The sequence below is a fragment of the Halosimplex amylolyticum genome, from assembly GCF_051414035.1.
Lineage (GTDB): Archaea > Halobacteriota > Halobacteria > Halobacteriales > Haloarculaceae > Halosimplex > Halosimplex amylolyticum.
In genome coordinates this window covers 1,716,399-1,738,299 of the sequence record NZ_JBLKNW010000001.1, presented here as the reverse complement: position 1 = coordinate 1,738,299, position 21,901 = coordinate 1,716,399, and the positions used below count along the sequence as shown (strand labels likewise).

The 21,901-nt window shown below is 69.1% G+C and carries 23 protein-coding genes; 14 read left to right on the top strand and 9 right to left on the bottom strand.

Going from position 1 to position 21,901, the window contains the following annotated elements:
* Positions 1 to 65 precede the first annotated feature (65 nt).
* Entirely contained in the window at positions 66 to 1,145 is a 1,080-nt protein-coding gene (locus ACMGFE_RS08205; protein WP_436924628.1) for a hemolysin family protein, read from the bottom strand.
* Between the two features lie 178 nt (positions 1,146 to 1,323).
* On the opposite strand from ACMGFE_RS08205, the gene ACMGFE_RS08200 reads away from it, so the two are divergent.
* Positions 1,324 to 1,998: a metal-dependent hydrolase gene (locus ACMGFE_RS08200; RefSeq protein WP_436924627.1), complete on the top strand. Its 675-nt coding sequence runs from the start codon at positions 1,324 to 1,326 to the stop codon at positions 1,996 to 1,998.
* Between the two features lie 34 nt (positions 1,999 to 2,032).
* Here the strand turns inward: ACMGFE_RS08200 and thrC are convergent, their stop codons facing one another.
* A complete protein-coding gene (gene thrC / locus ACMGFE_RS08195) occupies positions 2,033 to 3,280 on the bottom strand; it encodes a threonine synthase (protein ID WP_436924626.1) in 1,248 nt (415 codons plus the stop codon).
* A gap of 125 nt (positions 3,281 to 3,405) precedes the next feature.
* Here thrC and ACMGFE_RS08190 point away from each other — a divergent pair, with 125 nt between their 5' ends.
* From ACMGFE_RS08190 to ACMGFE_RS08170, 5 genes are all read left to right on the top strand, one after another.
* Entirely contained in the window at positions 3,406 to 4,092 is a 687-nt protein-coding gene (locus ACMGFE_RS08190) for a helix-turn-helix domain-containing protein (RefSeq protein ID WP_436924625.1), read from the top strand.
* 57 nt (positions 4,093 to 4,149) lie between these two features.
* Positions 4,150 to 4,485, top strand: a complete 336-nt coding sequence (locus ACMGFE_RS08185) for a DUF7344 domain-containing protein (protein WP_436924624.1) — start codon at positions 4,150 to 4,152, stop codon at positions 4,483 to 4,485.
* A gap of 139 nt (positions 4,486 to 4,624) precedes the next feature.
* Complete coding sequence (locus ACMGFE_RS08180) at positions 4,625 to 5,329, top strand: protein sorting system archaetidylserine synthase (protein ID WP_436924623.1); 705 nt, start codon at positions 4,625 to 4,627, stop codon at positions 5,327 to 5,329.
* A 98-nt stretch (positions 5,330 to 5,427) separates the two neighbouring features.
* Positions 5,428 to 6,657 carry a biotin synthase BioB gene (gene bioB, locus ACMGFE_RS08175; protein WP_436924622.1) on the top strand — a complete coding sequence of 410 codons (1,230 nt, stop codon included), beginning with the start codon at positions 5,428 to 5,430 and terminating at the stop codon, positions 6,655 to 6,657.
* Positions 6,658 to 6,681: 24 nt separating this feature from the next.
* Positions 6,682 to 7,908 (top strand): saccharopine dehydrogenase family protein, encoded by a 1,227-nt coding sequence (locus ACMGFE_RS08170; protein WP_436924621.1) that lies wholly within the window; start codon positions 6,682 to 6,684, stop codon positions 7,906 to 7,908.
* Here ACMGFE_RS08170 and ACMGFE_RS08165 read toward each other — a convergent pair.
* A complete protein-coding gene (locus ACMGFE_RS08165) occupies positions 7,892 to 9,112 on the bottom strand; it encodes a hypothetical protein (RefSeq protein ID WP_436924620.1) in 1,221 nt (406 codons plus the stop codon). The two genes, ACMGFE_RS08170 and ACMGFE_RS08165, sit on opposite strands and share 17 nt — an antisense overlap.
* Positions 9,113 to 9,266: 154 nt before the next feature.
* Here ACMGFE_RS08165 and ACMGFE_RS08160 point away from each other — a divergent pair, with 154 nt between their 5' ends.
* The 3 genes from ACMGFE_RS08160 (at position 9,267) to bioD (ending at position 11,873) form a co-directional block, all read left to right on the top strand.
* Positions 9,267 to 9,863: a hypothetical protein gene (locus ACMGFE_RS08160; RefSeq protein ID WP_436924618.1), complete on the top strand. Its 597-nt coding sequence runs from the start codon at positions 9,267 to 9,269 to the stop codon at positions 9,861 to 9,863.
* 67 nt (positions 9,864 to 9,930) lie between these two features.
* Positions 9,931 to 11,142: an aminotransferase class I/II-fold pyridoxal phosphate-dependent enzyme gene (locus ACMGFE_RS08155; protein ID WP_436924616.1), complete on the top strand. Its 1,212-nt coding sequence runs from the start codon at positions 9,931 to 9,933 to the stop codon at positions 11,140 to 11,142.
* Complete coding sequence (bioD, locus tag ACMGFE_RS08150; RefSeq protein ID WP_436924615.1) at positions 11,139 to 11,873, top strand: dethiobiotin synthase; 735 nt, start codon at positions 11,139 to 11,141, stop codon at positions 11,871 to 11,873. The genes ACMGFE_RS08155 and bioD overlap by 4 nt, the downstream gene beginning before the upstream one ends.
* 253 nt (positions 11,874 to 12,126) lie before the next feature.
* Here bioD and ACMGFE_RS08145 read toward each other — a convergent pair whose 3' ends face one another.
* The 3 genes from ACMGFE_RS08145 to ACMGFE_RS08135 form a co-directional block, all read right to left on the bottom strand.
* A complete protein-coding gene (locus tag ACMGFE_RS08145; protein ID WP_436924613.1) occupies positions 12,127 to 13,191 on the bottom strand; it encodes a phosphotransacetylase family protein in 1,065 nt (354 codons plus the stop codon).
* Complete coding sequence (locus tag ACMGFE_RS08140) at positions 13,188 to 15,290, bottom strand: acetate--CoA ligase family protein (RefSeq protein ID WP_436924612.1); 2,103 nt, start codon at positions 15,288 to 15,290, stop codon at positions 13,188 to 13,190. The genes ACMGFE_RS08145 and ACMGFE_RS08140 overlap by 4 nt, the downstream gene beginning before the upstream one ends.
* Before the next feature lie 107 nt (positions 15,291 to 15,397).
* Positions 15,398 to 15,871 (bottom strand): YbaK/EbsC family protein, encoded by a 474-nt coding sequence (locus ACMGFE_RS08135; protein WP_436924611.1) that lies wholly within the window; start codon positions 15,869 to 15,871, stop codon positions 15,398 to 15,400.
* 54 nt (positions 15,872 to 15,925) lie between these two features.
* Here ACMGFE_RS08135 and ACMGFE_RS08130 point away from each other — a divergent pair, with 54 nt between their 5' ends.
* Positions 15,926 to 16,312, top strand: a complete 387-nt coding sequence (locus ACMGFE_RS08130) for a DUF8048 family protein (RefSeq protein ID WP_436924610.1) — start codon at positions 15,926 to 15,928, stop codon at positions 16,310 to 16,312.
* A 156-nt stretch (positions 16,313 to 16,468) separates the two neighbouring features.
* Positions 16,469 to 17,017 carry a DNA starvation/stationary phase protection protein DpsA gene (gene dpsA, locus ACMGFE_RS08125; protein ID WP_436924608.1) on the top strand — a complete coding sequence of 183 codons (549 nt, stop codon included), beginning with the start codon at positions 16,469 to 16,471 and terminating at the stop codon, positions 17,015 to 17,017.
* Positions 17,018 to 17,029: 12 nt separating this feature from the next.
* On the opposite strand, the gene ACMGFE_RS08120 is transcribed toward dpsA, so the two are convergent.
* On the bottom strand, positions 17,030 to 17,212 hold the full coding sequence (locus ACMGFE_RS08120) for a hypothetical protein (protein WP_436924607.1): 183 nt from the start codon (positions 17,210 to 17,212) through the stop codon (positions 17,030 to 17,032).
* A 146-nt stretch (positions 17,213 to 17,358) separates the two neighbouring features.
* Between ACMGFE_RS08120 and ACMGFE_RS08115 the strand changes: the two genes are divergently transcribed.
* The 3 genes from ACMGFE_RS08115 (at position 17,359) to ACMGFE_RS08105 (ending at position 20,152) form a co-directional block, all read left to right on the top strand.
* On the top strand, positions 17,359 to 18,456 hold the full coding sequence (locus ACMGFE_RS08115) for a Gfo/Idh/MocA family protein (protein ID WP_436924605.1): 1,098 nt from the start codon (positions 17,359 to 17,361) through the stop codon (positions 18,454 to 18,456).
* A gap of 92 nt (positions 18,457 to 18,548) precedes the next feature.
* Entirely contained in the window at positions 18,549 to 19,496 is a 948-nt protein-coding gene (locus tag ACMGFE_RS08110) for a DUF7547 family protein (RefSeq protein WP_436924604.1), read from the top strand.
* A 164-nt stretch (positions 19,497 to 19,660) separates the two neighbouring features.
* Entirely contained in the window at positions 19,661 to 20,152 is a 492-nt protein-coding gene (locus ACMGFE_RS08105; RefSeq protein WP_436924603.1) for an HTH domain-containing protein, read from the top strand.
* Between the two features lie 155 nt (positions 20,153 to 20,307).
* On the opposite strand, the gene ACMGFE_RS08100 is transcribed toward ACMGFE_RS08105, so the two are convergent.
* Positions 20,308 to 20,685, bottom strand: a complete 378-nt coding sequence (locus tag ACMGFE_RS08100; RefSeq protein WP_436924601.1) for a Zn-ribbon domain-containing OB-fold protein — start codon at positions 20,683 to 20,685, stop codon at positions 20,308 to 20,310.
* Positions 20,685 to 21,833, bottom strand: a complete 1,149-nt coding sequence (locus ACMGFE_RS08095; RefSeq protein WP_436924600.1) for a thiolase family protein — start codon at positions 21,831 to 21,833, stop codon at positions 20,685 to 20,687. Before ACMGFE_RS08095 ends, ACMGFE_RS08100 begins: the two co-directional genes overlap by 1 nt.
* Positions 21,834 to 21,901: the final 68 nt, after the last annotated feature.

Here is a 21,901-nt window from a genome sequence, read left to right as displayed (position 1 = left end):
CCAGCCAGCACGTCTGAAGATCCAGCCGGCACGTCCGTGACGGGACGACCCGGAGGCCGCGTCCGTCAGTCGTCGGCCAGCGCGGCGCCAGTGTCGATTGGGTCCTCGATGTCGCCGGTGACCGACTCCAGCAGGTCGGTCACGGTGACCATCCCCACCACCTCGCCGTCCTCGATGACGAGCGCGAGCTCCTGATTCTCGGCCTGGAACTGGTCGATGGCGTCGCTGACGTCGGCGTCGGGGGACACGGTCACCGGAGGTGCCGCCAGCTCGGCGAAGTCGACGTCGCCGTCCCCGGCCAGCTCTTGGCGGTTCCGCATGAGGACTGGCAGGTAGACGATCCCGCGGAAGTCGGTCAGGTCGTCGCCGACGAGCGGGTATCTGGTGTGCGGGTGGTCCTCGATCCGACGGAAGTTCTCGGCCGCGTCGACCTCCGTCGACAGCGCGACGACGTCGTCAGTCGGTACCATGACGTCGCGGACGGGCTGCTCGCCTATCTGGAGGGCGTTCATCACCTCTTCGCGGCGCTCCTCGGAGAGGTCGCCCTCCTCGAGGACCGAGCCGAGTTTGTTCCGCAGGTCGGCGCGGGACTCGATGACGTCTTCCTCGGTTTCGAGCCACGCCCCCGTCATCTCGATGCCGAACAGGCGCAGCGTCTGCTTCGCGACCCAGTCGCCGAGGCGGATCAGCGGCGAGATCGCCCAGTTGAACCAGTAGAGGGGCGTCGCGCCGTACTTGCAGACCATCCGCGAGCGCTCGACGCCCAGGTACGTCGGCGTCTGCTCGCCGTGGGTGAGGTGGACGAGGTTGATGATGAGGAAGGCGACGATAGCGCCCGAGCCGATCGAGGCGAAGACCGTGTTCGCGAACAGCGGCTCGAAGATGGCCGCCAGCGCCGGCTCCGCGACGATCCCGACGGCGATGCTCGACGCCGTGATGCCGACCTGGCAGGTCGTGAGGTAGATCTCCAGGTTCTGGGTCATCTCCCAGGCCCGTTCCAGCGCGCCGCCGCCGTCGCCGACGAACTCCGACTCCGAGAACTGTCGGGCGCGCGTCAGGGCGAACTCGATGGCGACGAAAAACCCGTTGGTCAGAATGAGCGTTCCCCCGGCGAGCAGTCGTATCCCGACCTCGAGTCCGTTCATTCCGGTTCGAATTCGTATTCGATCGGGAAAGAGCCAGCGAAATCAGTGAAGCCGCAGATATACGGCTTCAGGGCGGGTTTCGAACGGATATTTTCGCCCTCAGCACCCCGGGCACGGACCACACGGCGGACCGCCCGTCGCCTGAAAGGTTATGCCATTGGCTCGCATGGCCACTGCCATGCCTTCGACGCTGGTCCATCTCGCGTTCGGCGGGCTGATCGCCGCCGCGCTACTGGGCTCGGTCTTCGACCGGCGCGCTCTTCTCGTCGTCCTCGCCGTGACCGCCGCCCCCGATCTCGACTCCTTTATCGCGCTCGTCTCCGTCGCCGGCCACCGCACCGTTCTGCACACGTACCTCGTCCCCATCGTCGCGAGCACGGTGCTGTACGCCGACACGCGGATTCGCGATCGGTCGTTCGTTCGGGACCGCTGGGGTGCGCGCGGGATCCGGATCGCCTGGGTCAGCGTCGTCGCTCTCGTCTTCGCGGGGATCGGTCTGGACTTCGTCGACCACGGCGTCAACCCGCTGTGGCCGCTGCACGACCAGTTCTACGTCCTCGACGGCCGCTTCGAGATCTCCGACCAGCGGGGGATCGTCCAGTCCTACGTCGACCTGAGCCCCGACACCGAGCAGACCGGCCCGCGGAGCCGCGGCTCCTCCCAGGAGGTCAACATCTCCACGGGCGTCGACCCCAACCCGGGTGGCGTCGGCGGCGGGCCCGATCCGGACACGGTCGAGAATCCCGAGCGCATGTTCCCGGTCGTGCGCCACGGCTGGCAGCTCGCGATCCTGGTCAGCGGGACCGTCGTGACCGGCGCTCGTCTGTGGATGGACGACGTCGACGAGAACTGAATTGCGCCGGGACGGCGCTGGTGACGCCGAACGGTTAGAGGTCGTCCGGGAGCCCCTCGCCGGCGGCGTCGACGGCGATGACGTCGTCGACGGCCCGGCGCGCGCTGGCGGTGTCTTTGAGGCCGGTCCCGGTGGCGACGACGACGACGCGCTCGCCGGGAGCGATCGTCCCACGCTCGCGGGCCGTCCGGACGCCGGCGACCGCTGCCGCGCTCGCGGGCTCGGCGAAGACGCCCTCGCACTCGCCGAGGAGGCGCTGGGCGTCCAGTATCTCTCCGTCAGAGACGACGACCGCGTCGCCGCCGCTCTCCCGGAGCGCGCGACAGGCCTTGCCCGCGTTGTGCGGGACGCCGACGTCGATGCTGTCGGCGGTCGTCTCCCCGTCGTCGTCGACGGGGCGACGGGCTGATTCGCCGTCGCGGTCACCGACGTCTCCGTCGGATTCGGTGACGAACCGGTCGTAGATGGCGGTCGCGCCCTCGGCCTGGACGCCGAGCAGGCGCGGCGTCTCGTCGAGGAATCCGAGGCGTTCGAACTCCCGGAGGCCCTTCCAGGCGCCGGCGAGCGAGCAGCCGTTGCCCATCGGCATGGCGACCCAGTCGGCGTCGGGGGCCTGCTCGGCGAGTTCGAACCCCAGCGTTCGCTTGCCCTCGACCGCGTAGGGGTTCATCGCAGCGTTGCGGTTGTACCAGCCGCGTTCGGCCGAAACCTCGCGACAGAGTTCGTATGCGTCGGCGTAAGTGCCGTCGACGCCCAGCACGGTCGCGCCGTAGAGGCGGGGCTGGACGGCCTTGGCCTCGGGGAGGTCGGCGGGGACGAAGATCCGACAGTCCAGGTCGGCGCGGGCGGCGTACCCCGCGAGGGAAGCGGCAGCGTTGCCGGTCGAGGCGCAGGCGACCACGTCGTGGCCTTGCTGGCGCGCGCGCGAGACGACGACTGCGCTCCCGCGGTCCTTGTTCGAACCGGTCGGATTGCCCGTCTCGTCTTTCACGAGGGCGTCGACTCCCAGGGCGTCGCCGAGAGCGGGGGCGTCGAGGAGGGCCGTCCCGCCAGCGCCGAGTCTGACGGGGTCGCCGTCGACCGGCAGGAGCGGTTCGTAGGTCCACAGGTCCTCCGTCGGACCGTCGAGCGCGGCGGCCACGCTGTCGCGGACGGCGTCGTAGTCGTAGCGCACGTCGAGGATGCCGGCGACGCCGTCGTGTGCGGGGCAGGTGTACTCGACGTCGTCGGGGGCGTAGCGCCGACCGCAGCGTTCGCAGGCCAGGGCCTCGACCGGAGTCATCTGTTCGTTCGCTTCCCAGTCGGTCCGACCGTCACAAATGCCTTCTGGGTTTCCGGTGGGCAACCCTGACCGACCCGCAGCCAGTCTGCAAACGACGTTATCCCGGTGAGCGCGCAACCTCGCCCGTGAGCCTCTTCGCCGAGTTCCAGATCGCCTCGACGGACTTCGCGCTGTCCGCGACGCTCGAACGCCTGCCCGACCTGGTCGTCGAGATCGACCGCGTCGCCGCCACCGACGAACTGCTGACGCCGTACTTCTGGGTGTCCGAGGCCGACCTGGACGTCTTCGAGTCGGTCGCCAGCGAGGACCCCACCGTGGTCGACCTCCGGCGACTGGACGACTTCGAGTCGGCCTCGCTCTACCGGGCCACCTGGACCGGAGACGTCGAAACCGTCGTCTACGCCTACACGCAGGGCGGGGCGACTATCCTCGAAGCCAAGGGCCAGGACGGCGTCTGGGACGTCAAGATCCGCTTCGACGACCGCGGCCCGTTCGACGAGTTCAGGGCGTTCACCGACGACCACGACATCTCCTATCGCCTCGAACAGCTCTACGAGACGTCCCGTCCGCGGACCGGGAGCCGATACGGGCTCTCCGAGAAGCAACACGAGGCACTGAACACCGCCTGGGCGATGGGCTACTTCGAGGAGCCGCGGGAGACGACACTCGACGCGGTCGCGGAGGAGCTCGACATCACCCGGCAGTCGCTCTCGCAGCGACTGCGACGGGGCCACCACGCGCTGGTCGCCAACACGATCCGGGTGACGCCGCTCGACGAGGAGAAGGCGTCGCTCCCCCCGACCGGTGACTGATAAACCCCTGCCGTGCGCAGTACGAAGGCCTACCCGGATGGCGACACACGTCCCTGTATGGAAACGCATCCGGCCGACGAGCGGACCTCGGTAACGGACGCCTTCGGGTTGCTCGGGCACCGGTATCGCCGGCACGCGGTCCGGACGCTCGACGAACACCGGTGCGAACTCGCGCTGGCGGACCTGGCCGACGAGGCCGCGCGCCGGGAGTACGACGACGACCTGACCGCCATCGCCTCCGAGAACGTCAGGGAGCTGTATCTCTCCCTCTACCACACGCACGTCCCGAAACTCGTCGAGGGGAACGCCGTCTCCTACGATCAGGACGCGGACATCGTCGCCCCGCGGGACCGCATCGAGTCGCTCGCGCGGGTCCTCGACGCGGTCGAGTAAGTCGGGCTCGCTCACGAGCGAATGGGAAGACCACCGCGGCGTGGATTCCGCGGCGACAGGCCGGTCCGACTGCGGGAGGGGACTCCGCCGCGGGCGCGCTTCCCCGTGATTGATGTACCCCGTCACCGACAGCGGTGGTATGAACGAGGGGCTGCGCGTGCGCGAGCGGATCGGCGTCGCCGACGCTGTCACGCTCGCGAACGCCGTCGTCGGCTTCGTCGCCGGCGTCGTCGCGCTGTCGGACCCCGCGCTCGCCGCGCGACTCGTCCTGCTGGCCGCCATCGCCGACGCGCTCGACGGCATCGCCGCCAGGCAGTTCGGTGGTACCGAGGTCGGCCCGCTGCTCGACTCCGTGACGGACGTGGTCTCCTTCGGCGCGACGCCCGCCCTCCTCGTGTACGGCATCGCGGCAGCGGAGTGGGGCTGGCTCGGCGACGGGTTCGCCGCGGCGCCCACCGGTCAGGCGGTCGCCGCGCTCGCGGCCGGCTCGCTGTTCGTCGTCTTCTCGATCCTCCGGACCGCCCTGTACAGCCAGTTCGTCGGCGAGGGCGAGAACCGGCCGGGCATCCAGAACACGCTCGGCGCGACCATCCTCGCCGCCGCGTACCTTGCCGGGTTGACCTGGGTCCCGGGCCTGCTCGCCGTCGCCGCCCTGCTCTCCGTCGCGATGGTCGCGCCGGTCCCGTACCCGAAGCTCCGCGCCCAGGACGCGGGCGTCCTCGGGGTCGTCCAGACCGCCGCCATCGTCGCGCCGCTCGCCTTCGGCCGCGTGCTGCCCCGCTTCCTGCTGGTCGCCGCGCTCGCGTACATGCTGCTGGCGCCCCGGTTCTACTGGGGCGAGTAGAGAGACTCGCGCTCAGGGGTGAGCAGCCCGTGTGACCGCGTCGGCTCCAAACGTCGGTCACCCGAAGTTTTTTCGGCCAGTCAACCGACGACTCGAACGTGGTTTACGAGACAGGTAATCGCACGATAGACGACGCGGTAGAGCGGGTACTGGCGGGCGAGCGACTCGACCGCCGGGACGGGCTAGCGCTGATCGCCCAGCCGGTCGAAGCGCTCGCCGCGGCGGCCGACGCGGTCCGCGCGCACTTCGGCGACGGGACGGTCGACGCCTGTTCGATCGTCAACGCGAAGGCCGGCGACTGCGCCGAGGACTGCGGCTTCTGCGCCCAGTCGGTCCACTTCGACACGGGCATCGAGACCTACGGGTTCCTCGACCCCGAGTCGATCCTCGAATCGGCCAGGCGGGCCGAACGCGACGGCGCCCAGCGCTTCGGCATCGTCGTGGCCGAGAAGGGCGTCTCGAAGGAACGCCGCCCCGGGGAGTGGGAGGAGGTCCTCCGCGCCATCAGACTGGTCCGCGACGAGACCGACGTGGAGGTCGACGCCTCACTGGGCATCCTCACCGAGGAGGAGGCCCGGATACTCGCCGACGAGGGGATCAACCACTACAATCACAACATCGAGACCTCGCCGAACTTCTTCCCCGAGATCGTCGACTCTCACTCGTTCGACGACCGGGTTGAGACGCTCGAAGTCGCCAAGGAGGCGGGAATGGACCTGTGCGCCGGCGTCATCCTCGGGATGGGCGAGAGCCCGACCGACCGGGTCGACGCGGCCGTTGCGTTGCAGGACATCGGCGTTTCCTCGCTACCGGTGAACATCCTCAACCCCGTCGCGGGGACGCCGTTGGGTGAGCAATTCGACGACGGTGCCCAGATCACGACTGAGGAGATAATCCAGACCATCGCCGTCTACCGGCTGCTCCACCCCGAGGCGCGGGTGCGCCTGACCGGCGGTCGGGAGGCGAACCTCGCCGAGGACGAGCAGCACCTGCCGTTCGAGGCGGGCGCCGACGGCATGCTCACCGGCGACTACCTGACGACCGAGGGCCAGTCCGCCGCCGACGACATCGAGATCGTCGAGCGCGCCGGGCTGGAACCGAATCGGGACGCGAACGACTTCGACCCCGATGCGGTGAAGGCGCGCGCGACCGACCGACGGGAGGTCGCGGACGGAGCGAGCGGCGATAGCGCGGAACGGAGTTCCGCGGACCGTTCGAGCGAGCTTCGCTCGCGAGAAGAAGCCGCGAGCCGCGACCGGGAGGGAGCGACGGCCGACGACGAGACGGACACCGCCGCGGGCAGCGCGACCAGCAACGTTTCGGACTGACGACGCAGCGACGACACTCACACTATGGACGACGTGACATTCGCGGTACTCGGCACCGGTGGCATCGGCAGACGAACACTCGACGTCTCCCGACACAAGGAGGGGCTCACCCCGGTCGCGGCCTGCGACCGCGATGGCGTCGCGATCGATCACGGCGCCCTGGAATCGCGGCGCGATTCCAGCGGCTCGTCGGGCGCGCGGAGCGCGTCCGACGGTGGGTTGGACGTGGCAGAACTCCTCGACGCGACCGAGGGTAACGTCGCGTCGGGACCGGAAGAATCGGTGGACGGTACCACGCCAGCGACGCCCACTGACGACTACGCCTCGGACGGCGGTCTCGCGAGCAGCGCGAGTGAGACCTCGTCGGACCCTCGGTCCGACGGCGGTGCAGCCGCGGTCGAGGGCTCCACCGCCAGCGACGGGGTGAAACAGACCGGCGAGGGCGCCGGTATCGTCGCCAGCGAGCAGGGCGAACCGACGGCGACGCCCATCGACGACGTGATCGCCGAGAGCGAGGCGATCGACGCGGTCCTGCTCGCGCTCCCGAACCTCGAACACGACTTCATCCCGCGGATCGCCGAGCGCTTCGCCGACGCCGGCTACGAGGGCGTCCTCGTCGACGTGCTCAAGCGCTCGCGCGTCATCGGGATGCTCGACGACCGCGCGGAGGCCCTGGAGGAGAGCGGTATCACCTTCGTCTGCGGTGCGGGCGCGACGCCGGGCTTTCTCACCGGCGCGGCGGCGCTCGCCGCCCAGTCGTTCGTCGAGGTCGAGGAGGTCGAGATATGGTGGGGCGTCGGCCTCAAATCGGGCTACGAGGACAACCGTGGAACCGTCCGCGAGGACATCGCGCACCTCGACGGCTACGACGTCGAGACCGCCCGCGAGATGAGTGACGAGGAGATAGAGGCGCTGGTCGACGAACACGACGGCGTGCTGGAGTTCCGCGACATGGAACACGCGGACGACGTGCTGCTGGAGCGAGCGGGCATCTGCGACGCCGCGGACGTGACGGTCGGCGGCGTCCTCGACGTGCGCTCCGACGAGAAGCCGACGACGACGACAGTCCGCGTGACCGGTCGCACCTTCGACGGCGAGCGCGGGACGAACACGTTCCAGCTGGACGACGCGACGAGCATGGAAGCCAACGTCAACGGGCCGGCGCTGGGCTACCTGAAAGCCGCCGTCCTCCGCAACCGCGCGGGCGACTACGGCGTCTACGGCCCCGCCGAGGTCATGCCGCGCTTCTGAGTGTCGCTTCCCGGTTCTCCCGACCTGTCTGGACGATAGCCGTCGACCCGCCCCGACGAGGAGCGTGCGCGCAGTCTCCGCTTCGGACTCGCGCACAGCGGGGCCAGTTCGAGAGCCGGTGAGTGCCGGCGTCACCGTACCGTTGAATTCGGATCGCGGGCCCGTGGAGTGACTTGCAAACCCAAGCTACAGGCTCTACTGCGGAATGACCGAAGGGCGAACGCAGTCGACGTACCGGAACGGCGCGGTCTATCGCGGACACACAGGAGATCTCACCATGGCTCACTTCCCGCATCACCACGGTCAGGACCGATACGAACGAGAGCGAGCACAGCAGGACCGACGAAACCAGCAGCGCGACGACCGCCAGGGCATCCAGCAGGGACGGGACCTGACTGGTCAGCGAAGCGGTCGTCAGACAGGCGGGCAGCGAGACCATCGTCAGCAACGCAGAGGAGGGGATCAGGGCGGCCTCACCGAGACGATCAGAGACGTCGTCCCCGGTATGGGGAGCGACCGGCACCAGCGAGGCGGCCAGCAGCACCGTCAGCAGGGACAACACCACCAGCAGCAAGGACAGCACCACCAGCAGCAAGGACAGCACCACCAGCAGCAAGGACAGCACCACCAGCAGGGCCATCATGGGAGCCAACAGCATCAGCACGGCCAGCAGCGACACCCTGGCCAACAGCATCACCAGGGCCAACAACACCACCAGGCCCAACAGCAGCACCACCAGAGCCAGCAGCATCAACAGGGGCAACACCACCAGGGCGCTCGTCAGGGCCATCGACACCAGCAAGGGCAACACCGGTCTCGCGACCCCGGAGAGTTCGGCGAGCGCGACCGGCAGCACGTCGGCCAGCAGGGAGGCAGGCGAGAGAGCCAGCGGCGCGGTCGAGACGACCAGGGCGGCCTCTCCGAGATGGTCAGGGACATCGCACCCGGCATGAGCGGCGACCAGCAGACCGGAGGACAGCAACGCCAGCGCCAGTCGCATGGTTCGAGCGGGTTCGGTGGCAGCCAGTGGGAGGGCGTCGGCCAGCAGATCGGAGACCAGCGACACAGCGACCAGGGCCGACACCAGGGCGACCAGAGCCGACACCAGGGAGACCAGCAATGGAGCAGAGAACACGGTCAGCGACTGCAACACCGGCGGAGCCGTCGGAGTCACGAGCGGCAGTCCGACGACCGAGATCGGCACTGGGGATAAGAACCCACCACGACGAGTAGACCGGCGACGGAATCGAAGTAGCGATCGACGACTGGGGCCGCTGGCTCCCCGCGGATTCGGTGCCGACGGGTCGACCGTCGAGAGACGGACCGTGCTTATACGAGCGGCGCGACGTATGGCGTGCATGGTCGAACTGGCGCCGTTCGAGGAGTACTGCGAGTTCGGCGGGGACCGGGTCTACCTGCTGGTGGCCGTCGCCAGGACGAAGGAGAACGAGGACGCGACGGGCGACGGCCCCGCGATGCGGCGGGTCGTCGAGCGCGAGGCGGACCTGGCCCCGACGGCGGCGGAACTGGCCCACGCGGCGAGCCGGTTCGACGAGACGTATCGGCTCTATCTCACCGTGAACGCCAGAGACGCGCTCGGCGCCACGTTCGCGCTCCGGCGGTCGATGGACGACTGGATCGAGGCCCGGATCCACGGCGACGAGGGCGTCCGCGACAAGTTCAAGCGAGTCGACGACGCGTTCCTGTCGACGCTCCAGTCCGACGGCTGCCGCGACGAGACGAACTTTCTCTTCGACCTCGACGACGCGAGCGCCGCGGAACGCGACCGACTGGTGACGCGGCTCGAATCGCACACGACCGTCTCGCTGGTCCGAGAGACGCCGAACGGCTACCACGTCGTCACCGAGCCGTTCGACTACAATCGACTGGAGACGGACGTCGAGTACGAACTGAAGACCGACGGGCTGGTGTTCGTCTCGTATCTGGGGGAGTGACGCCCGGGCGAACCGAACGTTCGCTGGAACCGAAAGGACGAGGGGCCGCCCGCGAGCGAGGACAGGTATGACCGACCGCGGGTTCGACCTCGATGCGCGGTTGCGCGAACGCGAGCGGGATGGGCTTCGACGGGACCGCAGACCGGCGGAGTCCGTGGGGGCGCGGGCCAGGTTCGCCGACGATCCGGGCGGCGGCGCGCCCGACTACGGCGACGAGGCGCTCGTGTTCGCGTCCAACGACTACCTCGGACTGACCGGCGACCGCCGGGTCCAGCGCGCGGCCGAACTCGCCGCCCGCTCGGTGGGCACCGGCGCCGGCGCCTCGCGACTCGTGACCGGCGACACGGGGATCCACCGTGCGCTCGAACGCGACCTGGCCGACTGCAAGGGGGTCGAGCGCGCGCTCGTCTTCTCCTCGGGCTACGCCGCGAACGTCGGGACCATCGACGCGCTCGCGCCGGACGTCGTCTTCTCCGACGAACTCAACCACGCGAGCATCGTCGACGGCTGTCGGATCGGCGCCGACGAGACCGTCGTCTACGACCACGCCGACCCCGACGACCTGCGCGCGAAGATGGCCCAGCGAGCGGCCGGATCGCTCGACAGCGGGACCGAGGAGGACTGGCTCGTCGTCACGGACACCGTGTTCTCGATGGACGGCGACGTGGCGCCCCTCGAAGCGCTCTGCGACGTCGCCGACGAGTTCGGCGCGTGGGTGATGGTCGACGAGGCGCACGCGACCGGGCTGTTCGGTGACGGCGGCGGAATCGTCCAACGCGAGGGACTGATCGACCGGGTCGACGTCCAACTCGGGACGCTCTCGAAGGCGCTGGCGAGCCAGGGTGGCTACGTCGCCGGCGACGAGACGCTGGTCGAGTACCTGCTCAACGCCGCGCGGTCGTTCCTGTTCTCGACGGGACTGGCGCCGCCCGCCGTCGGCGTGGCGCGCGAATCGCTCCGGATCGCCCGCGAGACCGACCGGGCCGACCGTTTGTGGGAGATAGTCGAGACGCTGCGCGGGGGCCTGGAAGCGATGGGCTACGAAGTGCCGGGCGAGACGCAGATCCTCCCGGTCCTCGTCGGCGACCGCGGTGACGCGCTCGCGCTGGAGGAGCGTCTCGCCGAGGACGGAATCGTCGCGCCGGCGATCCGCCCTCCGACCGTCCCCGAGGGCACGGCCCGGATCCGGGTCGCGCCGACGGCGACGCACACCGCCGCGGAGGTCGACCGCTGTCTGGAGGCGTTCGAGTCGGCCGGTCGGGAGGTAGGGCTGCTGTGACGGACTCGAATCCAGACCCGTGCCCGGACAGGGGCCCGGGCGACGCCGACCTGTCGGCGGACGCCGTGACCGACTTCGCCGTGGTCGGGACCGACACGGGCGTCGGCAAGACCGTGGTGACCGCGGGACTGGTCGGGTGGCTTCGCGAATCGGGCGTCCAGGCCCGGGCGATCAAACCGGTCCAGACCGGCTATCCCCCGGACGACGACGCCGGGTTCGTCGCGGAGGCCTGCGGTAGCGACGACGCCGCGACATGTCTCGAACGGCTCGCGCCGCCACTGGCGCCCGCAGTCGCCGCTGCTCGCGAGGAGGTGGATCTCTCGTACGCGAGCGTCCGCGAGGGGTGTGAGCGAGCACTCGCCGAGGCGTCGGTCGGCGTCGTCGAGGGGATCGGTGGACTGCGCGTCCCGCTGGCCGGGGACGCGGAGGTCGTCGACCTGATCGCCGACCTGGAGATTCCCGTCCTGGTCGTCGCACGCTCCGGACTGGGAACGCTGAACCACTCCGCGCTCGCGGTCGAAGCGCTCGAACGTCGAGACTGTCCCGTTCACGGTGTCGTCCTCAACGAGTACGAGGGCGAGTCCGTCGCCGAACGGACCAATCCCGAGACGCTGCGAGAGATGACGGACTGCCCGGTGTGGACGCTCCCGCCGCTGTCTCTCGAGGACCCGTCGGTGGCGATCGACGGCGTCCGCACACACCTGCCGAACGGCGCCGTTCCGGGCGACTGACGCGCTACCGGCGGGCGACAGCCTGGGTAGGGGTAATAAAGGGAACGGTGGGGCGTGGGCCCCGGTGTGTGACACTACGGAGCCAACAGGCTCCACGCGAAACAGCGCACTCCGCGTAATAAGTGGAGCGTATCGTTCTAGACCGAGACGAGCGTCGTGAAGTGGTAAGGCGGCGTTATCGACAGTTGAAAATCGGTAGGTACCTCGTAATCACGGGACGAAAGCAGTGTTTCAACTGCGCGCGGCCTCGCCGTTAATCGTCGCCTTCGAAGAGGCCCGCGAGGTCGGCGTGGTTCGAGAGGAGTTCGACCATGCGGTCGACGGTCTCGGCGTCGCGCGTGCGACCCGTGCTCAGTTCGTCCTCGATGCGGTCGACGGTGACCTTCGTGTCGGACTGGACGAGCAGGATCGGCACGTCCGCCTCGGCGGCCTTGCCGAGGATGGCTCCCGACGGCCTGAGCCCGCCCGTGAGGACGATCGTTTCGATACCGGGCGCTTCGAGCGCGGCGGCCTGGATCTCCGAGCGGTCGCCCCCGGTGACCATCGCCGCGTTACGCATGCGACGGAAGTGACGGAGCGCGGCGTCGCTGCCCATCGCACCGACGGCGAAGCGCTCGACGAACCCGTCCGTCGAGGCCTCGGGGTTGAGCACGTCCGCACCGAGCGAGTCCGCCAGGTCGGCGACGGTGATTCCGGCAAGTTCCTGGACGCGCGGGACGATCCCCAGCACCGGGATGTCGCGGGTCTCGAGGAACGGGACGACGTCGGTGTTCAGCGACTCGAAGTTCCCGTCGGCGACGGCGTTGAACAGGACGCCGGCGAGGTTGCCCTCGAACTGCCGCGCGGCCGCGAGCACTCCGTCGACGTCGGCGGGGTTCGCGTAGCCGCCGACGAGGAGCGTCCGCGCGTCGAGCAGTTCGGCCACGTCGGGGTCGGTCAGGCCGACGATGCCGCCCGTCTCCAGGCGGCCGCCGCCTTCGACGACGACGAGGTCGTACTGGTCGGCGAGGGCGTCGAAGTGTTCGCGGACGCGCTCGCGGACCTCGCCGTCGCGGTCGCCGCGGATCGCCTCCTCGATGAACGCGGGCGAGTAGACGACCGGTTCGAGCTCCGCGAGGTCGTGGTCGAGACCCAGGATCTCCCGGGCGAGGATCGGGTCCTCGTCGCGGGTCTTCCCGACGGGGCTCTTCAGCCGAGTCCCCTTCGGCTTGAAGTAGCCGACGTCGAGGCCCTCCTCCTGGGCGAGTTTCGCGACGGCGATCGCGATAGCTGTCTTGCCGGTGCCTTCTCCGGTGGACGTGACGAAAATGGGTTTCATAGTTCCTCCTGGTCGATGGTGAGTCGCACGTCGACGGCCTGGACGCCGTCGGCGGTGGCGACGAGCGGGTTGATGTCTAGCTCGACGATGGCGGGGAAGTCGGTGACCAGCTGCGAGAGACGCTGGATCGTCTCGACGACCGCCGCCTCGTCGACCGGATCACGGCCGCGAGCCCCGCGCAACAGCGGCGCGGCGTCGATCTCGTTCAGCATGTCCCTGGCCGAGGGTTCGCTGACGGGGGCGACCCGGACGGTCGTGTCCTCCAGCACCTCGACGAAGATGCCGCCGAGGCCGAAGAGGACGAGCGGGCCGAACTGCGGGTCGCGGTTCATCCCGGCGATGGTCTCGACGGCGCCGTCCATGTCGAGCATCTCCTGGACCTGCACGCCGAGGATGGTCGCGTCCGGCTGGTAGTTGCGCGCACGGGTCACCAGGTCCTCGTACGTGTCCCCGACCTCCTCGGGCGGGACGCCGACCGCGACGCCGCCGATGTCGGACTTGTGCAGGATGTCCGGGCTGACGATCTTCATCACGACCTCGCCGCCGTCGCCCACGCGTTCAGCGACGTCGACCGCCTTCGAGCGGCTGTCGACGATCTCGGCGGCGGGGGTCGGGATGCCGTAGGCGTCGAGCAGCCCCATCGCCTCGACGCCGAGGCGGTTGGTGTCGCGCCGGCCGGCCGATTCGAGGATCTCGCGGGCCGCCTCCCGGTCCACGTCGAAGGTCTCCGGCTCGGCGTACTCGCGGCGGCTGATCTCGCGGTACTCCCTGAGCGCGTCGAGACTGCGCACGGCGCGGGCCGGGTCGAAGTACGTCGGGATGCCCCCCGCCGAGAGGGTGTCGTTGGCCGCGCGCGTCGAGGAGCCTCCCATCAGCGTCGCGGCGACCGGCATCTCGTACTCGTCCTGCAGGTCGACGACGGCCTCGGCCAGCGCCTCGTAGGAGAGCGTGGCCGTCGGACAGGCGACCACGACGGCGGCGCCGACGTTCGGGTCCGCCAGCGCGACGTCGAGCGCCTCCTCGAAGCGCTCGACGGGTGCGTCGCCGATGATGTCCACCGGGTTGTAGACGTTCGCCTCCTGGGGCAGCGCCTCCTGGAACGCCTCGATCGTCTCGTCGGTGAACGACGCCAGCGAGAGGCCGGAGTCGCCGACGGCGTCCGTCGTCATCACGCCTGGGCCCCCGGCGTTCGTGACGATGGCCACGCCGTCGCGCTCGGGCAGCGGCTGGCCCGCGAGGATGCTCCCGAAGTCGAACAGGTCCTGGACGGTTTCGACGCGGAGGACGCCGGCCTGGTCGAGCGCCGCCTCGTAGGCCGCTTCCGACCCCGCGATGGCGCCGGTGTGGGAGGCGGCGGCCGAGGCGCCAGCCTCGGTGCGGCCCGACTTGACGACGACGATGGGCGTGTCGGCCGACACCTCGCGGGCCGACTCGACGAACGACCGGCCGTCGACCACGTCTTCGAGGTAGCCGAGGATGACGTCGGTGTCGGGGTCGTCGCCCCACTCGGCGACGAAGTCGCTTTCGTCGAGAACGGCCTTGTTACCCAGCGAGACGACGTTGTGGAAGCCGAGGTTGCGGTCGTTGGCCCAGTCGACGACGGCCGTGACGAACGCCCCCGACTGGCTCATGAACGATATCGAGCCGGGTCGAGCGCTCTCGGGACCGAACGTGGCGTTCATGCCGACGTCCGTGTTCATGATCCCGAGGCTGTTGGGGCCGACGAGGTTGAGGTCGAACTCCCCGGCGAGTTCGCGGAGTTCGCGTTCGCGTGAAGCGCCCTCGCTCCCCGACTCGCCGAAGCCCGCGGTGATGACGACGACGTCGCGGACGCCCGCCTCGCCGGCCTCCCGGATGGCGTCGATGACGATCGAGGGCGGCACGACGACGACGGCCACGTCGACGTCGGGGACGTCGACGACGCTGTCGTACGATTCCAGGCCCAGCACCTCGTCTTTCGTGGGGTTGACGGCGACCACGTCCCCCTCGAAGTCGGCGAGGAGGTTCGCCGTGATCGCGCGACCGACGGACCCCTCGCGGTCGGTCGCGCCCACGACCGCGATACGGTCGGGTTCGAACAACGTTGCTAACTGACCCATCTACTCCCGACTTCGGGTCGTGTCCGTTTATAAACTGTCCCCGTTCTCAGATCGCAGGAAGGAACCGGGTCGCGGGCCCGATCGACGGTCTCGGTGGGGCCCGTCCGTCACGCGTCGGCGACGACGGCGGGCGTCGCGTCGGCGAGTGCCTCGATCTGGTCGGGATCGATCGGGAAGACGGCCTCCGGCGTGCCCGCCGCGGCCCAGACCGTCTCGAACTCGCGGAGTCGTTCGTCGAGGTAGACCGGAACTCTCGTCTCGTGACAGAACGGTGGCACGCCACCGATCGCCCAGCCCAGCGTCGCTTTCACCTCGTCGGCGTCGGCCATGCGGACGTCGTCGGGGGAGACGCCGCGCAGGGCGGCCAGTCGCGCCTCGCTCACCCTGTGGGCGCCGCTGGTCACGACGACCACCAGTTCGTCCGCGACCATCGCGATGGAACTGGCGATCTGGGCCACGTCGCAGCCGATCGCCTCGGCGGCGTCCGCGGCGGTCTTCGTCCCTTCCGGGAACTCGTGGATCTCGACGTCGACGCCCCGGTCGGCTGCGCGCCGTGCGAATTCCTCCGCCCGCGGATGCATGGGGTCGCCTACGGTGCGGGATTATAAATGCACTGGCACCGTCGTTCCGGCCGAATGACCAGGGACGAACTGGCGGCGTTCGACGACGCGGTCCTCGCCGCCGCGGCCGACGAACACGGCGTCTCTACCGCCCGACTCACGGATCTCGTTCGGACACACCAGTCGAACGTCCGGGACCTCCCGGGCGTTGAGGACATCGTCTACGAGTGGCGCAACTACTTCCACCAGGATCCACTGGTCGGCCGGAGCGAGGCGGCGTACTACCTGGCGCTGCCAGCCCACGTCTGGGAGGAGTTCGTGGAGGACCTGGGGATCGAAGGCCCCGAGCGCGCCGCGCTCCTCGCGGTGCACGACCGACAGGCCCGGGCGGCGGAGCCCGAAGCGGGCGTCGAGGAGGCCAGACTCGACGGTGACGCCGCCCTCGTGTTGACCCGACCGTGACCGGCGCCCGACTCGCATCCCGAACCGGTTCGGTCGCGATCCGATCCGCACCCGCGTAACTGAGGTTGATCGAATAGAAAACAACTTTTGGCCATCCAAAAATATTCTTTCCGAGTGCCAATCTTTAAGGGGTGAGCGGACGAAGTACTGGCTGTAATGAGCACCCAGAAGCACGTCCTGCAAGAGTTCGGTACGGTCGAGGAGAACGCGCTGCGTCTCGAACAGGGGAAGGCCGAGCAGATCATCGACGCGCTGAACACGGACCTGGCGGACACGTACATGCTGTACCACCAGCTGCGGAAACACCACTGGAACGTGGAGGGCGCGGAGTTCCGCGACCTGCACCTGTTCCTCGGTGAGGCGGCAGAGCACGCCGAGGCGGCCGCCGACGAGATCGCCGAGCGCCTGCAGGCGCTGGGCGGGACGCCGGTCTCGAACCCGGTCAACCAGGCCGAGATGGCGACCGTCGAGTTCGAGGACGACGACGTCTACGACATCCGTACGTCGCTGGCGAACGACCTCGACATGTACGGCGACGTCATCGAGTCCCAGCGCGAGCACATCGAACTCGCGACGGACCTGGGCGACCACGCGTCGGCGGAGATTCTCCGCGAGATCCTCGTCCAGACCGAAGAGGACGCCCACCACGTCGAACACTACCTCGAAGAGGACACGCTGGTCACCGACGCCGCTATCGAGAAGTAACCAGCCGGCGCGCTATTCTCGGACGTCGACGGTGAGGTCCGTCGCGATCCACCCGTCGCCGTTGTCCGATTCGGTGAACACAGTTTTCGTCTCCGTGGTCGAATACGCGGAGATGTCGGGACAGTCCACCGCGGGGCGTTCGTCCGACGCTTCCGACGGCCGCTGGGCGTCCGCCGACTCGTCCGTTGCTTCCATACCTGGGTTTAGGTGAACCTAAAGAAATAAGGGTTGCGGTCGGTCTCGGTATTTGACGACGCCGTCGGCCGACTCGCAGCAGGCACTTCCCGGAAGACCGGACCGGTGTCCGGAGGATTGAGTAGGGGGGTCACCAAGGTCTGTCCATGGAACCCCTCTCCGTCGGACTCGTCGGCTGTGGCAACATCAGCGAGCGGTATCTCACTGCAGACGAGACGTTCGACGCGTTCGATCTCGTCGCCTGCGCGGACCTCGACGAAGACCTCGCGCGGGCGACGGCCGACGAACACGGCATCGAGGCGTTGCCCGTCGACGAGTTACTCGCCGACGAGTCGGTCGAGGCGGTCGTCAACCTGACGCCGCCGCACGCCCACGCGCAGGTCATCACCGACGCCCTCGAAGCGGGCAACCACGTCTACACCGAGAAGCCGTTCGCGACCACGGTCGAGGACGCCGAGGACGTCGTCGCGACCGCGGCAGCGGAGAACCTGCTGGTCGGGTCCGCACCCGACACGTTCCTCGGCGCGGGCCTCCAGACCGCTCGACGGGTCATCGACGAGGGACGCATCGGCGAGCCAGTCGGCGCGACTGCCCACTGGACATCGCCAGGCCACGAGCGCTGGCACCCGAACCCGGACCTGTACTACCAGGAAGGCGGTGGGCCGCTGTTCGACATGGGGCCGTACTACGTCACCGCGCTCGTCTTCCTGCTCGGCAGCGCGACGCGCGTCGCCGGCTCGGTCTCGCGGCCGCACGATACCCGGACCATCGGCAGCGAACCGCGGGCGGGCGAGGAGATCGACGTCGAGGTGCCGACCCACGAGGCCGGCATCGTCGACTTCGCCGACGGGGCGACGGCGAACCTGCTGATGAGCTTCGACGTCGAGGCCTCGACGCTCCCGTCGCCGGCCTTCGAGATCTACGGGACCGAGGCCACGCTCGCGCTCCCGGACCCGAACCACTTCGAGGGACCGGTCCGGATCCGGAGCGACGGCGACGACGAGTGGGAGACCGTCCCGCTCACGCACGACTACACGGCGGGCCGCGGCGCGGGCGTCGCCGATCTCGCGTACGCCGTCCGCGGCGACTGGGACCATCGCACCAGCGGCGACCTGGCCTCGCACGTCCTCGAGATCATGTCGGCGGTCCGGTGGTCGTCGACCGAAAGCGCCTTCCAAAGGGTCGACTCCGACCCCGGTCGTCCCGCCCCGCTCCCCGCGTCGTTCCCCGACGTGGACCTGTAAGGCTCGAATCGGGCCGCCCGCGTGGCCGGTCCGTGGTTGACCGCCCCGATCGAGTAGTGACGTTTTTTCCGTCGGCGCTCGAAGGACGGGACATGGCCGACGACGACTCCGGCGAGGACCTCTCGCGGCTGGTGGCCGACCTCGTCCGGACCCTCCGCGAACTCGAAGCGGAACTGGAGCCGCCCAGCCCCGAGGACGGCCCGCGCCTGCCGACCCCGCGGGACCTGCGCAGGCTCACGAGCGAGGTCGCGATCCCGGGCCTCATCCTCGTGCTCGAAACGAACATCCGCGCGCTCAGGCTCCTCCAGCGCGCGCTCCGGATGGCGGAGGGCGCCGACCGGGCACAGGAGGGAACCGAACAGGTCCGCGAGCGCGCTCGTGCCGCGAGCGAGACCACGCTCTCCCGGCTCGACGACGCGCTCGTCGAGCTACAGGACGCCGTCGAGGGGCGACCGACGAACGACGAAGCCGCCGATCTGCTCGACGACGCCCGCGAACTGCGCGCCGAAATTCAAGAGCGAATCCGCGAGAGCACTCGACGGTCGACCAGTGAGGACGAGGGGGCGGCCGGAAGCGACGGAACCTCCGACTCACCTGACGGGACGAGCCCGGGCGTCGACGAGACGGACGAAAACGGTGGAGTCGGCGAGAACGACGAGAGCGCCGCGGAGGAACCGGGTGCGGCCGTCGACGTCGATGCCGAACTCGAGTCGATCAAGCGCGAGCTCGGTGACCTGCCCGGGACCGGCGACGGAGCGGACTCGGCGTCGGGGCCCGCCTCACCGTCGGGCGATGGTGATAGCGAACCCGACCAGACCGATGCGCAGGGGAGCGAACCCGCAGCCCCCGGGCCGGCCGATAGCGACGGCGGGAGCGCTGGCGACGACGGAGGGGACGACGGCAGCAACGCTGAGGAGGATGGTGGCGGGACGGAAGCCGACAGCGGATCGGCGGACGGCGACGGAACGACGGACGGCAGTGGACCGACGGACGGCAGCGGACCGACGGACGGCAGCGAACGCGGCGACGACGGCCGCTAGCACAGGTCCAGCTGGGATTTTTGCGGACATTCGACCCGTTCTGGTGGTTGCGGACGTGGCGTGCCGCGAGACGCACGCGCGTCCGCCGGGAGGTCGGTGTCCGACACACATACGCGATAAAATATAATGATTTATTATGCTCCGCGGCGTGCGTGTGGATACCCATGACGCCGACCGAGCGGAACGGGGGACGGTACGCCGCGCTGTACGTCAGGGAGACGCTCCCAGCGCCGGCCGCGCGACAGCGCTCGCGCCTCCGCGGGAGGCTCCGACGCCTCGAGGCCGAGGGCAGCATCGACGGATTCGACGTGTTCGACTGCCCCAAACGCATCCGCTGTGAGAACCCGACCGCGGTAGGCGCGCGCGACCGGTATCTGGCGTTCACGGAGTGGGCACGCCGGAACGAAGTGTCCCTGCGCCCGTCGTTCCAGACGCGCGAGTGCTACGCGATGGACACCGGAGAGAAGGGGGACTGGCTGGTCTTCCCAGCCCTCTCGCTCGCCGTCTACGACGACGGTGACCTCGTAGCCGTCTACCCGCACGCCGACGACGGGGGATACCGCTCGGTCGCGGATGGGTTGTCCGCACTCGCCGGGACTGACGGAAGCGAGTCGGTCGGGGACCCGGGTCCCGCACCCGTCACCACCGCCGACTGAATCAAATCTGTTTGCAGCCCCTGGTCGGGTCCCGGCCGACTCGTTCCGTCGCCCCGACCCCGGCTGATCGACCGGCCCGTCGCCGGTCCGGACGCGTCTCGACATTGCCGGTGCATCCGACGCGACCCGCTCCGCGAAAAGACAGTGGTCGTCCGCTACGCGGGCTCGAACCGGTAGCCGTCCCACTCCTGGCTCTCGGGGACCTTGATGCCGACCTCGGGGTCCCGCAGTTGCTCGGCGTAGACCGGTTCGACCGCGTCCCCGGTCTCGACCTCCTCGATCGTGACCTGCCCGATGGCGCGGACGTACTCGTCGGCGACGTCCTCCCCGGAGAGGTCGAACTCGACGATGGCGAGCGTGTTCGGCTCGCGGACGCCCGGCGGCGTCTTCGTGCTGTGGGTCCAGGTGACCACTTCGCCGGTGCGATCGCTCAGGTCGATCGTCTCGGTCTGTTTCTCGCCGCACTCCGGACACAGCGTGTGGCCGGGGTACGTGACGTGCCCGTTCTCGCAGACGTAGGCGTCGAACGACATTATCGTGCCTCCATGATGGTGGTGATGACGCAGTTCCCGAACCCGCCGACGTTGCAGGCGAGCCCCGTGTCCGCCTCGACCTGCCGCGGGCCGGCCTCGCCGACGAGTTGCTTGTATATCTCGTAGCCCTGTGCGACGCCGCTCGCGCCGAGCGGGTGGCCCTTCGACTTCAGGCCGCCGGAGGTGTTGATCGGCAGTTCGCCGTCCTTCTCGGTGCGGCCCTCGTCCATCTGCTTCCAGGCCTCGCCGTGCTCCGCGAAGCCACAGCCCTCCATCTGGAGGAACTCGAGGATGGTGAACATGTCGTGCAGTTCCGCCACGTCGACGTCTTCGGGGCCGAGTCCGGCCATCTCGTAGGCCTGGTCGCTGGAGTCGACGACGCCGCCCATGACGGTCGGGTCATCGCGCTCGTGGACGACGTGAGTGTCCGTCGCTCCGGCGACTCCCGAGATGACAGCGTAGTCGTCGGTGATCTCCTGGGCCTTCTCCTCGGTGGTGAAGATCATCCCCGCACTCCCGTCCGTGATGGGACAGAAGTCGTACAGTCGCAGCGGGTCGGCGACCATCGGACTCTCCAGGGCGGTCTCGACGTCGATCTCCTTCTGGAACTGGGCGTGCGGGTTGTCGACGCCGTTCTTGTGGTTCTTGACCGCGACCTTCGCGAGCGACTCGCGGGGCGCGTCGAACCGTTCGAGGTAGTGTCGGGCGGTCATACCCGCGAACGAGGGCAGGGTGAGGCCGTGTTTGTACTCGACGGGGTGGGTGATCGAGGCGATGATGTCGGTGGCCTCGGCCGTCGAGCAGTGGGTCATCTTCTCGCCGCCGACCAGGAGCGTCATGTCGCTCGCGCCGGAGGCGACCGACTGCCAGGCCTCGTAGATGCCGGCCCCGCCCGACGAGGAGGTCTGGTCGACGCGCTCGCTGTAGGCGGGCATGAGTCCCAGGTCGTGGGCGAGGGCGTTCATGATCCCGCCCTGGCCCTCGAACTCGCCGCTGGCCATGTTCGAGACGTAGAGGTGCTCCACGTCGTCCGGTTCGATCCCGGCGTCTTCGAGCGCGGCCTCGCCCGCCTGGGCGATGAGCTCGCGTATCCAGGCGTCGCGCTGACCGAACTTCGTCATCGACGCACCGATCACTGCGACTGTCATGTGCGAAGCGTGGAAGGGGTGGAATGTGGGTGTTACGGTGGATCCACCCAGGAGCGCGTCAGTAGAAC